This window comes from Plebeiibacterium sediminum (genome assembly GCF_026013605.1).
In the GTDB taxonomy this organism is placed as follows: domain Bacteria; phylum Bacteroidota; class Bacteroidia; order Bacteroidales; family Marinilabiliaceae; genus Saccharicrinis; species Saccharicrinis sediminus.
Map to the genome: position 1 here is coordinate 47633 of NZ_JAPDPJ010000038.1, position 12859 is coordinate 60491.

10 protein-coding genes are annotated in these 12859 nt (G+C 32.9%); 3 read left to right on the forward strand and 7 right to left on the reverse strand.

The genetic code is table 11. The features are described from left to right. Position 1: 1 nt before the first annotated feature. Together OM075_RS15495 and OM075_RS15500 are read right to left on the reverse strand one after the other, a co-directional pair. On the reverse strand, positions 2 to 2335 hold the full coding sequence (locus OM075_RS15495) for a TonB-dependent receptor (RefSeq protein ID WP_301191445.1): 2334 nt from the start codon (positions 2333 to 2335) through the stop codon (positions 2 to 4). Between the two features lie 59 nt (positions 2336 to 2394). Then, entirely contained in the window at positions 2395 to 3504 is a 1110-nt protein-coding gene (locus OM075_RS15500) for an MBL fold metallo-hydrolase (RefSeq protein ID WP_301191446.1), read from the reverse strand. A 579-nt stretch (positions 3505 to 4083) separates the two neighbouring features. Between OM075_RS15500 and OM075_RS15505 the strand changes: the two genes are divergently transcribed. The 3 genes from OM075_RS15505 to OM075_RS15515 all read left to right on the forward strand — a co-directional run bounded on the left by OM075_RS15505 (position 4084) and on the right by OM075_RS15515 (position 8718). Further along, on the forward strand, positions 4084 to 5217 hold the full coding sequence (locus OM075_RS15505) for an aldo/keto reductase (RefSeq protein WP_301191447.1): 1134 nt from the start codon (positions 4084 to 4086) through the stop codon (positions 5215 to 5217). Positions 5218 to 5369: 152 nt separating this feature from the next. Further along, positions 5370 to 6578, forward strand: a complete 1209-nt coding sequence (locus OM075_RS15510; RefSeq protein WP_301191448.1) for a multidrug effflux MFS transporter — start codon at positions 5370 to 5372, stop codon at positions 6576 to 6578. Between the two features lie 157 nt (positions 6579 to 6735). Further along, a complete protein-coding gene (locus OM075_RS15515) occupies positions 6736 to 8718 on the forward strand; it encodes a glycoside hydrolase family 2 protein (protein ID WP_301191449.1) in 1983 nt (660 codons plus the stop codon). 281 nt (positions 8719 to 8999) lie between these two features. Here the strand turns inward: OM075_RS15515 and OM075_RS15520 are convergent, their stop codons facing one another. The 5 genes from OM075_RS15520 to OM075_RS15540 form a co-directional block, all read right to left on the reverse strand. Further along, complete coding sequence (locus OM075_RS15520; protein WP_301191450.1) at positions 9000 to 9224, reverse strand: hypothetical protein; 225 nt, start codon at positions 9222 to 9224, stop codon at positions 9000 to 9002. A 62-nt stretch (positions 9225 to 9286) separates the two neighbouring features. Then, entirely contained in the window at positions 9287 to 10471 is a 1185-nt protein-coding gene (locus OM075_RS15525; protein WP_301191451.1) for an MFS transporter, read from the reverse strand. A 53-nt stretch (positions 10472 to 10524) separates the two neighbouring features. Further along, positions 10525 to 11199, reverse strand: a complete 675-nt coding sequence (locus tag OM075_RS15530; protein ID WP_301191452.1) for a hypothetical protein — start codon at positions 11197 to 11199, stop codon at positions 10525 to 10527. Positions 11200 to 11458: 259 nt separating this feature from the next. Continuing rightward, entirely contained in the window at positions 11459 to 12064 is a 606-nt protein-coding gene (locus OM075_RS15535) for an FMN-dependent NADH-azoreductase (RefSeq protein ID WP_301191453.1), read from the reverse strand. 218 nt (positions 12065 to 12282) lie between these two features. After that, positions 12283 to 12777: a Crp/Fnr family transcriptional regulator gene (locus OM075_RS15540; protein WP_301191454.1), complete on the reverse strand. Its 495-nt coding sequence runs from the start codon at positions 12775 to 12777 to the stop codon at positions 12283 to 12285. Positions 12778 to 12859: the final 82 nt, after the last annotated feature.

Consider the following 12859-nt stretch of genomic DNA (forward strand, 5'->3'; position numbering starts at 1 on the left):
ATCAGAATTTAAAATTATATGTAACAGAAGGTACCATTCTAAATAAAGAGAGTTGAACAGCCTGCATTAATTCCGGGTTATTATCATCTTCTCTAAAATAAATAGAATAGGCATTTTTTCTTGCATAAGCATTGTATATAGAGAAATTCCAACTGCTCTCTCTGTTCTTCTTTAGTTTTTTAGTATACGTTAAACTTAAATCCAGTCTGTGATAGTCTGGCATTCTGTAACCATTTCTTTCGGTGTAATAAGGAACCTGGTGGTCACGATCTGTAATGGGCCACGAAATGGTATATCTGCCACTCGGAAAGGTTACTGCATTACCTGTATTAAAAACCCATGTTGCACCTAAATCCAATTTTTCATTCAGTTTTATAATTCCAACAACTGAAATATTATGTTTTTGATCATATCTGGCCGGAAATTCCTTTCCGCTATTTATTTCATCAAATTGATGGGCCGTTTTGCTAAGTGTATATCCTACCCAACCTGTTATGGGTCCATTATTTTTTCGAATTAAAAACTCTGCTCCGTAAGAGTATCCTGAACCTAAAAGAATCTGGGATTCCACATCAGGATTTAACATTAAATCCGCACCATTTTTATAATCTATAATGTTTTGCTTGTCTTTATAGTAAACCTCTACAGATGTTTCAATTGCATTGTTTTTAAAGTTTCTGAAATATCCCATGGCCACCTGATTTGATATTTGTGGTTTTATATTATTTGATGTTGGCAACCAGATATCATTGGGAGTTCCTGAAGTTGTATTGGATAGCAAATGAACATATTGACTAAGACGTGTATAGGATAATTTTAAAGAGGATTCCGGAGTTAAAATATAAGTTCCTGAAATTCTCGGTTCAAGATTAATATAGGTGTCATTTATGGAAACTCCATCTACAACAGTAGAGTCAATCCTGTCACCATTCAAATTATAACTATAAAAGGTTCCGGGACCAATTGTGGAAAATGCAGATAATCTTAAACCTGTATTTAAGGTTAGTTTTGATCCTATTTTTTGTTTTGCTGAGAAGTAAATTCCATTTTCAAGTGCACGGCGTTCATCAAGAATACGATTATTGACTGTGGAATCCTGAGATTCCAGACTTCCTGGTTTAAATGTATGGAAAACAGCGTTTAATCCAAATTTCAATGAGGTTTCTGATGATAAATAATACTGAAAATTAAATTTCAACTCCATATCTCTTATTCCTGAAGAGATATCAATATGCTGATCACTTGAGGAACCTTCAAGGGAATTAACGTAATCGTAATTACTATATATCAATGATAAATTGGAAAATAATTTATCAGAAAACAAGTGATTCCATCGTAAAGTTGTTGTGTAGTTTCCCCAATTTAAGCCAAATCGATCATCAAACTTAAAAACATCTCTGCCAAAATAACCCGATATAAATACATGGTTGTTAGGATTTAACTTATAATTGGCCTTTAAATTTAAATCATAAAAATACAAAGTAGTTCCGTCAACTGTAGAATCGTTTGATAATCCAAGAAATACATCAGCATAAGTTCTTCTTCCAGTAACGATAAAAGAGCCTTTATCTTTTACAATAGGACCTTCAACACTTAATCTGGATGATATTAATCCGATTCCTCCGGAAACCTTATACTTTTTATAATCTCCATCATTCATTCGTACATCTACTACAGAAGACAACCTCCCTCCATACTCTGCAGGAATTCCACCTTTATACACCTTAGTATCCTTAATGGCATCGGAATTAAAAATAGAAAAGAAACCCAATAAGTGCGAAGGATTGTAAACAGGAGCTTCATCCAGTAATACCAGGTTTTGATCTGCACCTCCACCTCTGACATGAAAACCACTTGATCCCTCTCCTGCTGATTTTATACCCGGTAATAATTGCAGTGTTTTAAGTACATCCTGTTCGCCAAATAGAACCGGTATTTTCTTTATTTCCTTACTATTCAACCTCGAAACACTCATCTCCGTTGAATAAACATTATGGTTTCTTTGACTACTTACAATTACTTCATCAACACTAAATGATTGTACTTCTAAATCAATATTTTGAACCATATCTTTAGTGCAGGATTGGTTAAAAGACTGAGTCTGATATCCAATCATACTGTAATTAACGGTATAATTACCTTCTGGTATTGTAATGGAATAAAAACCGTATGAATTTGTACTAGTACCTTTATTTAATTCAGATATATACACATTGGCTCCTATTAAAGTCTCGCCAGACATGGCATCCCGAACATTACCGCTAATAGTAATTTTACCTTGTGCAGAAACTAAATCAGTAATAATGAAGAATAGACTAAATAGAAGAATGCGCATAGGCAGTTATATTATGATGTAGACATGAATTCTCTTAATGTAATATTTAAAATAAAGTATTATTCAATATCTTCCCACCACTTTTTAAAGGTTTGGGTTGTATCATGAACAAATACTACTTCACCTATTTTAGGTGTAAGCGTTTTAATTCCATATGCCTTATGGTTTTCTGTTATCTTGTTTAATGGTTCAACCCAGGAATGATTAGCCAAAGCAAATCTTGAATTATGAACTGGTAATATACTTTGGGCTTGTAACTCTTGAGCAGCATCAAAAACTTGATCAGGTAAAATATGAATTAAATTCCAGTTTTGATCATATTGCCCTTGTTCAAGAATAGCAAGATTAAACGGACCGTATTTATCACCAATTTCCTTGTAAAACGCATCATAACCACTATCACCACCAATATATACATTAAAACCGGGTGTTTGTAGTGCAAATGAAACCCATAAGGTTTGATTTCCGGTAAAACCTCTTCCTGAATAATGTCTCGCAGGGGTTGCCGTCATACGCCAATCTTTGGCTAAGTCAACACCTTCATACCAATCCAATTCAGTGATTCTATTGTTCTCATATCCCCAGTACTCAAAATGCTGTCCTACACCTAAACCACAGATCACTTGATTTACTTTATGTTTTAAATCCAAAACGGTATGATAGTCAAGGTGATCCCAATGATCATGAGTAATTACTAAATAATCAATTACTGGGAAATCCTCTGCAGAATAGGTACTGGTTCCTTTAAATGCTTTATTAATAAACGAAAATGGTGAAGCATAATCACTGAATACAGGGTCAATTAAAAAGGTTTTACCTTTAATTTTCATGAAATATGACGAGTGACCAAACCAGATTAATACATCTTCATCAGGTTTTAGATCATTTAAATTTGTTTTTACTACGGGTAATTCATGGTTTGGCGAAAGGTTTATTTTCTTTCTGAACATGAAATCCATCATCAACTGAAACCTGTTTTTATCTGCTGTAACAACTGGTGTATTATGTATATTTTTAAATTCACCATCTCTGTAATTTGGTGAGTTTTTTATTCGCTCTAATCTTTCTCCTTTTGGCAACTGTCCAAATTTTGCTTGCTTCAATATCATCATACCACTTATTGTTATTAATAATACTACTGCTAATAAAATTCTAAATGTTTTTCGCATGTGTTCAATACTCTTTTATGGTCACTCCTGTTTACTTTCTTTAATCTCCCTCCTTTCGTGACACTGCAGAGGTTATATATTTTTGTGATTTTATATCACTATAATATGCTCATATGTGAGTTGCATCAGTAGTTGTAAAAAAGCATCGACCATTTAATGAATTGTAATTAGGAACAAGAAACGATAAAATAGCCTATTCATTAATGATCGATACTATTTTGTTACTACTATAGATGCAAAAACAAATTTGTTTTTGACCATACAAAAATTGTAATGTTTTTTGTATACTACCCTATCTGATTTACGGATTTACTTACCTCAATTACGGATATAGCCTTTTACTGATAAAAAAAACAATAATCTACTTATAACCAGAACCAGAGTATCAACTGCTCAATACGTCTGATTATATTGTTTTTTTGATAATCAGTAATTATGGTAACTATATCAGTAACACATATCATTTTCTTAAATGAATTATTGACAAATTTGCATTTTAGATATAAAAAAATAAATTGACTTAATCCTTAAACCACTGAAATAGAAAATACCCATAATAATATTAGAATATCAGACAAAATGAATTTTATTCAGCAAAAGAAACTCGGATTTGGTTGTATGCGTTTACCCCTTTTAGATGCAAAAGATCAGAAAAGCATTAATTATGATCAGGTAAATACAATGGTTGACGCTTTTATCAACAATGGTTTTACCTATTTTGATACTGCTTATATGTATCATGATTTTATTAGTGAAAATGTGGTTCAGGAATGTTTGGTGAAAAGATATCCAAGAGATGCCTATACTATTGCAACCAAGATGCCTACCATGTTTTTAAAAGAAGAAGGGGATTTGGAACGAATATTTAATGAGCAACTTGAAAAAGTAGGTGTAGATTATTTTGATTATTATTTACTCCATAATTTGTGTGTAGATAATTATGTGAAGGCAGAAAAATTTGATGCTTTTACTTTTATTCAGGAAAAACAAAAACAAGGCAAGATTAAGCATATTGGATTTTCATACCACGATAATGCTAAACTGTTGGATGAGATTTTGACAAAGCATCCGGAAATTGAATTTGTTCAGCTGCAAATCAATTATATAGATTGGGACAATCAGAGTATTCAATCTGGAAAATGTTACGAAGTAGCACAAAAGCATGGAAAAAAAGTTGTGGTAATGGAACCATTAAAAGGAGGAAGTCTGGCTAATGTTCCTGATTCTGTTGCGGATCATTTTAAATCATCAAATTCTGATTTATCTGTAGCATCATGGGGAATTCGTTTTGCAGCGTCTCTCGATAATGTGATTGTTGTTCTAAGCGGAATGTCATCATTTGACCAAATGGAAGACAATATGAGCTATATGAAAGAATTTCAGCCTTTAAATGATACTGAGCAATCTGTGATAGATAAAGCTGTTGAAATGATTAATGAATCCATTGCAATTCAGTGTACGGCATGCAGATATTGTGTTGATGGATGTCCTAAAAATATAGCTATACCTGAGTATTTTTCACTATATAATACTGTAAAACAAAAAACGGTAAGTGTTTTTGACATTGAAAAAGTATATTATGAAAATTATACTAAAAACAATGGTAAAGCATCTGAATGTATTGCCTGTGGCAAGTGTGAAAAAAGTTGTCCGCAACATATTGAAATTGTAAACTGGTTAAAAGAAGTAAGCAATACTTTTGAAAAACAATAAGATAGATGATTTATATTAGCCCTCTGAGATAAGTTATATCATTACATCAGAGGGCTATATTTTATTATCCGTAATTATGGTAAGTGATTTAGTAATTGATGCCCTATTAATCTGTTTTATTGCTGCTAGTTTTGCAGACTAAAATAAAATATATGATTAAACATTCTTATACTTTAAAAAATAGTAGTGTTATTTTATTGGGTATTCTGGGAGCCTTTATGGGTATTACATCCCTGTCTACAGATATCTATTTACCCGCAATGCCTCAAATGGAGATAGATCTGCGTGGTGATGTTGAACTTACCATTACAGGTTTTTTAATTGGATTTTCAATTGCTCAGCTTATTTGGGGACCAATTAGTGATCGCTTAGGTCGCTTATTGCCATTAACTATTGGTATTGTATTATTTATAATAGGTTGTATTGGTTGTGCTATGTCGCACAATATTACTGAAATATTATTTTGGCGTATGGTTCAGGCAGTTGGAGCTTGTACCGGACCTATGTTATCAAGAGCGATGGTTAGAGATATGCATAACAGAACCAAAGCTGCAGAAATGTTATCTACCTTAATGATTATAATGGCTCTTGCGCCAATCATTGGTCCCTTATTGGGCGGACAAATACTAAAAATATCATCGTGGCATACCATATTTTGGTTATTAACCGCATTTGGTGTAATCATGCCGGCTTACATAATTTTATTACCGGAAACATTGCCAAAAGAAAAGCGTCCTAATGCTTCTATTAGTAAAGCATTTGCCAATTATAAAATATTATTGACCCATCGCAGATTTATGATGTACACATTATGTGTTACTTTTTATTATGTAGGTATTTATGCTTTTGTTACAGGATCACCCCATGTTTACATCACTTATTTTGGTGTTAAACCTCAGAATTACGGATGGTTTTTTGCAGTAAATACTGCCGGAATCATGGCTTTAAGCATTATAAATCGCAAATTAGTTCGTAAGTTTAGTCTTAAGCGTTTGTTGCGTACTTCAACAACCATTGCCATGTTATCAGGTATAGCTTTAATCATTATGGTAAAAATGAATATAGGTGGTATCATGGGAATTGCAGTGCCTATATTTTTCTTTTTCTCCATGAATGGAATTGTATCTGCTTCAGCTAATGCGGCAGCACTTGATGATGTACCGGAAATGGCGGGAGCAGCATCTGCTTTAATTGGCTCTCTGCAATATGGAAGTGGTGTGCTTTCTTCTGTTTTACTTGCTATATTTAATGATGATACCCCATGGCCTATGAGCTGGGTTATTGGTTTATTTGGTATTTTATCGGCTTTAATGGTAATTGTTCAACCTGCAAAAATTAAGCAGAAGTTGCAAACACGTTAATACATTGTGGTAAGTTTTGAGGTGATTTAGATTGAATAATGTATTTATCCATTATTTAGACTAAATCATCCATTTTTATAGCTCCTGACCATATTTATATTAGTCATCATTAAATGAAAAAGCTATCTCAGGCTTTATTATTCTTAAAATCTAAAATATGACTAATAAAATTTTATTTCTTTCATTTTTAATTCTAAGTTTTACTCTAAAATCTCATAGTCAAACAAGGGAAGTACAATCCTTAGATGGCGCATGGATTTTTGCACTTGATTCTGCGAATATTGGTTTCGAAAGCAATTGGGAAAAAGGTATTCCCACAGATATCGCTAATAATGTAATTGTTCCCCATACATGGAATCTTGATAAAGAAAGTGAAGAGTATGTAGGATGGGCATGGTACGAAAAAGAATTTAATACAGACAGAAATTGGAAAAACAAGGTGATCCGATTAAAATTCGATGCTGTCTATCACGATGCTATTGTATATATCAATGGTAAAAAGTTAGGTGAAAACAAAAATGCTGGTTATACCTCTTTTTCCTTTGATATCACAAAATACATATCTTTTAATCAGCAAAATAAAATTGTAGTAGCAGTAAATAATGACTTTTCTAAAACCAATTTTCCTTATAATAAAGCTTTTGATTGGGTAAACGATGGTGGTATTACTCGATCTGTTAATTTGATTCTTACAGGTAAACCTTCGTTACAGTATGTACATGTAAAACCTGCGATTAACCTGAATGACAGTACAGGAAATACAAGTATATCGATTAAGCTATGGGAAAAGAATATTTCAAATGCTACATTTTCTTTTGCTATTAAAGATAAATCAACAGGAGCTGTAATACTTTCTGAAACAAAAACATTAAAAGCTATAAATGGTAAATTCCAATACTCTTTTAAGCTTGGTAAGATTAAGCCCTGGCATTTTGATGCTCCAAATTTATATGAGCTACAGACTACTGTAATTAATAAAGAAAGTTCAACAGACGAAAAGACTGTTGCGTTTGGATTCAGAGATATTAAAATCAAAGACGAACATCTTTATTTAAATGGAGAAATTGTACGACTTCCTGGTATTGAATATATGCCTGGTAGCAGCACAAAATATGGCATTACAGAACCTCGCAGCTATATGGATTCTATCGTTCGTACCATGAAAGATTTAAATGTTTGCATTACACGTTTTCATTGGCCTCAGGATGAATATATGCTAAGCTTGATGGATCAATACGGAATATTGGTTCAGGAAGAGTTACCCTGGTGGCAAAGACCAGCCAAATTGAGTCCCGAATTGATTCAATCTGCCAAAAAGCAATTAAAAGGCTTTATAAATGATCATTATAATCACCCAAGTATATTTTCGTGGGGCGTAAGTAATGAGGTAAATGGAGACACAGATAAAGAAACTTATCTGGAACTTAAAAAGTTTGTAAAGAATCTGGACTCATCAAGATTTACAACAGTAGTATCAAATAGAATCTGGCAAAAGAAGAAAGATGATGAAACGCTTTTGTTCGATATGCCTACCTGGAATGAATATATTGGCACCTGGCATGGTAAAGACAGAAATGAACTTTCGGGAAAATTGGATACGCTAAAAATGACCCTTGAAAACAGACCTCTTTTAATTACTGAAAATGGCCTATGTGAACCTGCTAATACAGGTGGTGATGCACGAAGAATAGATGATATGCTTTTCCATATTAAAGAGTGGCAAAAGAAACCATTTGTAATGGGATATATTTACTTCTGTTTAAGCGATTACCGAACTCATATGGGAGAAGAAGGTTTTGGTAAGTATAAAATCCGACGTCATGGAATTACGGATGTGAATTTAAATCCAAAACCATCCTATTCTGTATTTAAACAAATTGCATCGCCAATTAATATTACAAAAGTTGAAAGAATTAGTAATAAAGATGCTTTAATTCAAATTCAGGTTAAAAATGATATACCATCATATAATCTTAAAGGATATATAATTAAGTATACCAATAATAAAAATAAAGTTGTTGAAATTAAGCTTCCAATGCTTAAACCAGGAGATTTGTTTTCAACTAATTTGATAGATGTAAATCCTCAATTCAAATTTAAAATATTGAGACCGGGAGGTTTCTCTGTTATTGAATATTGAATTAATTACTGATAAGTATTTGCAAAAAAAAGAGTGTTGATTATTATTATTCAACGCTCTTTTTCGTTTGGAATCTATTTAAAATAGATCATATAAAACATACAACTTATAACTCTTTCGCTATTGCGGGAATGTATCTTGTACTCTTTATTATGTTTTTGATTAAGCCAGAATAGACACTTCTTCACTGGTGTTTAATTCCTCTCATCTATACTCTCGCTGGTGCGATATTGTATCTCGTATCTATTTACTATACACAGCAAACGTTCCTTTTAGGGAGCTTAAGCATCCTTTACTTCGGCTTTTTTATTCTTTCTCTGTTGAGCATAGTAACCCATTATGCCCATAAAACCACCCATAAAACCACTGATTGTTCCTGTAATACCATGTCCAATTGCATGATCCATTAATGTATCGGGTACCGGAGTTGTAAAATAATTCATAATAAAACTCATAATAAACCCCATTAACGCTCCAATAATTCCTTGTTTTAAAAAAGTGTTCATAGATTATTTTTTTAGTTATTGCAAAGTGATTGATATGAAGGGGATACTAATCCCCTTATGAACTATATATTCTTTTTACTTTTAATAAAAAAGTAAATTAATGCTACTACTGCCAAGGTGACTCCAACTACAATAAAGCTGTAATTAAGACCTACCCATTGTTGTACAGGTTGAATAATCATTGGTGAAAAGAACATTCCTAAAAATGTTGCAGTAGTTAAAAAACCAATGTATTTTCCTCTAACATGTACTGGCACTAAACTCATTACCCATAAATTACCATTGGGTATAAGTAATCCTAATCCTAAACCGCTGATTAAAACACCAGTTATTACCTGCCAATAAGTTTCACTAAAGCCAATTACTGAAAAACCAATGGCCATAGGAACAAATCCTAAACTATAAATGGCAATGTAATTCAGCTTCATTTTTACTCTTTTGTATAAGAATGAAGCAATGGCCTGAGCAAAAGGTAAACATCCCACTGCTAAACCTACTTTGTTACCGTTTATTCCTTCTAATTTTTGTAAAAAGAAAGGTAATTGTACCGGAATAAGGTAAAAACTAACTGTTGTTATAAAAGCACTTATTAATGCAAGCCACACCCATGGAGATACTTTTGCAGACTCCTTTGATCCTGCAGCACTTTTTTCTCTGCTAATATTGGGTTCGTGTAATGTAAATGGCGATAATATCAGTATAAAGGCAGAAAAACCATATACCAGAAATGTTAATCGCCAGTTAATATCGGTCAAAACACCTGCTGATGTAATAAATATTAGTCCACCTAAGGCTACAAATGCACCTTGTAAACCCATAAAGTGCTCTCGTTTTGAACCGGTAAAATAGTCGCCGATTAAGGTTGTTGAAACCGTCATAATTCCTGCCACACCTAATCCAAACACAATACGGCCTGCTAATATCGCATACAATCCACCTAACCAATAACCCGAAGTTCCTGCCAATAAATATATCAGCAATGATATATTCAATACCTTTAGTCGGCCTACTTTATCAAGTAATCTACCAGCTAAAGGGGCTATGATTGCTATTGTTAATGCAGGTAACGTTAACATCATTTTTGTTAATATTTCAACATTCTCCACATCTTTAAAAGCCTGGCTTATTAAAGGTAAAGAAGGTGCAATAATAGCATTGGCCAAAATGGTTAACATACTAGCCAATAACAATGTTAACTCTAACATTTTTGTATTTCTCACCCCTGTTTCTTTTGATCTCAAATTCATGTCCATCCGCTTAATAAATACAAAATCTAAATCTGCTAACCAAAGAGCAAGCCTTATAGAATTGTACTTATAAAAATCCCCCATTGATTGTCATCAATTTTCATAGGTCCGTATCCATACCAATCGCAGTTTAAGGCACATCCAAATGAGAATGCTTTATAACTTACACCAAGGCGGCTGTATAAATGACTACGGTCGTGCTCGCCAATTAAAGTATTTTGGCTATACATTCCCTGAACCTTGGTATATAACGACCAGGCTCCTTTAATTGCCGGGCGATATTCAGCCATAGCGATTGTTTCAAAATTCTTTGTTTCGGTAAGATGGAATCCTGTATTTACCATTGCCATAAAGTCTTTGGTATGATAGCCATACTGAGCTCCTGCAAAAGGTCTGAATCCCCAGTGAGAATTTACTAAGGCTCCGGAAAGAACACTTAAATTCTTGTAAATTTTATATTTAAACATGGCCAGGTTAATCGATTCTCTTAAATAAGCATCGTTATCATAGTTGGCTCTTATATAGGATAAAGCAAAGTAACCTAACTTGTTACTACCTTTAAAATTTCTGTCAAGTACTAATTGAGAAGTATACCCATCACTTCCTAAAAATATTTCCAATGGAATTGGTGCTGATTGATGTGGAGGTCCATCTTGTGGTGCTTGTGCTTTAAGCGCACTGAATGTAGTTGCAACAATAAGCAACATTACTGCTAATATTCTTTTCATCTTTTCGCTTTTAATATAATTTGAATGCTATCTAACTATGTTATTTGTTAGATGTGTTTAATGATAATTTATTGGGATACACTTACAACAAAGTGTATTTAGAGATCTCACAAGGACGTAATCTGCCCTATTCAGATTACAACGGAGGTGGTAATAGCACCCCGTTGTAATTGAAGAAGAATACAACTTGAATAATTACAAGTTGAATATCAATAAATTTAAATGATTCTTTTTTTGAGAATAAACCTATGATAGGTTATTAGAACGCCAAAGCTTCTTCTTTAGCTTTTTCTTTAGCTCCGCTAAGAAGTGCTTCTGTATCTTCTGTGATGATATCAAGACGATCAGTTGCGATAGTAGTATAATCTGTAATACCCATAAAACCAAAGATATTACGTAAGTATTTATCTGCCATTTCAAGAGATTCCATTGGCTGAGCTGAATAATCACCACCTCTTGTAATGATATTTACAGCTTTTTTATCTTTTAATAAACCAACAGGACCATGCTCTGTGTAAGCAAAAGTAATACCGCTGATTGCTACGTAATCAACATATGCTTTTAAAATAGCAGGAAGACCTAAATTCCAGATAGGTTCTGCAATAACATACTTATCTGCCTCAGCAAATTGATATGCAAATTTTAAAACAGGATGATCTTTATCGCCTTTCATTACAGCCTCACGCATTTCATTTAATTTACCTTTTGGTAAAAACTGTAAACCTGCATCATATAAGTCAAGCTCAATTATTTCATCATTAGGATTATTGGCTTTATAAGTTTCAATAAAACTGTCTGAAATTTGAAATGTTCTTGACTCTCCTTCAGCCTTTGCATTGGCTTTAATGTACAACACTTTGCTCATTATAATTTTTTTTAATTTGTTATTAAATCTTATTTCGTATAAAATTTATTTTGCCATATACTAAAACCGTTCCCAAGTACTTGTTTTACGACATTAATGAAATGTATAATATATGAATTATACTATTTCTTCTTCCTAACCTTTATTGTACTATGGGAAGGACTATGAAACAAAAGTATATGTACTGAAAAAGATTTCCTTTTACAAATGTTAAAAAATTACTTTTTAGACCGGATTCTACTCAAAGAAACTTGAGAAATACCTAAATAGCCTGCCGTGTCTCCAAGACTGATACGTTGCTGTAAATGACCATATTCCTTTATAAACTTGGCATAACGAGCGGTTGCATCCATGTATAATAAGCCCTTTAAGTTAGATATGGCAGTATATGCCACAATAGAAGCAAACTTACGGGCATAGCTTTCAAAAGAATGATGATTTTCACATAATCGTTCAAAATCTTCATATAAGAGGTAATGTAATGTTGTATCCTCAAGAGCTACCGTTGAATATTCAGCAGGCCTGTTATAAAAAAAGCTATCAGTGGCAATAAAAAACTGGTTTTCTTCAAAAAACCGAAGTACAAATTGATTACCCTTGTAATAATTAAAGTGTTTTACCAGGCCAGATTTAATAAAATACAGATTTCGGCAGATATTTCCTGCCTCATGAATCATCTCCCCCTTCTCGTAATTTTTTGTGGGTATGTTCAAAATTCTGTGTCAGAGTTTGTTTATATGTTCATTTCTTTTTTGAAATCAATATCAAAAGCTTTGAAGGCCAAGTAAAGATTCA

Bases quoted from the DNA above. Each gene is read 5' to 3' on its own strand.
- OM075_RS15495 (WP_301191445.1), bottom strand. From the start codon at position 2,335: ATGCGCATTCTTCTATTTAGTCTATTCTTCATTATTACTGATTTAGTT.
- OM075_RS15505 (WP_301191447.1), top strand. From the start codon at position 4,084: ATGAATTTTATTCAGCAAAAGAAACTCGGATTTGGTTGTATGCGTTTA.
- OM075_RS15500 (WP_301191446.1), bottom strand. From the start codon at position 3,504: ATGCGAAAAACATTTAGAATTTTATTAGCAGTAGTATTATTAATAACA.
- OM075_RS15515 (WP_301191449.1), top strand. From the start codon at position 6,736: ATGACTAATAAAATTTTATTTCTTTCATTTTTAATTCTAAGTTTTACT.
- OM075_RS15530 (WP_301191452.1), bottom strand. From the start codon at position 11,199: ATGAAAAGAATATTAGCAGTAATGTTGCTTATTGTTGCAACTACATTC.
- OM075_RS15525 (WP_301191451.1), bottom strand. From the start codon at position 10,471: ATGAATTTGAGATCAAAAGAAACAGGGGTGAGAAATACAAAAATGTTA.
- OM075_RS15520 (WP_301191450.1), bottom strand. From the start codon at position 9,224: ATGAACACTTTTTTAAAACAAGGAATTATTGGAGCGTTAATGGGGTTT.
- OM075_RS15510 (WP_301191448.1), top strand. From the start codon at position 5,370: ATGATTAAACATTCTTATACTTTAAAAAATAGTAGTGTTATTTTATTG.
- OM075_RS15535 (WP_301191453.1), bottom strand. From the start codon at position 12,064: ATGAGCAAAGTGTTGTACATTAAAGCCAATGCAAAGGCTGAAGGAGAG.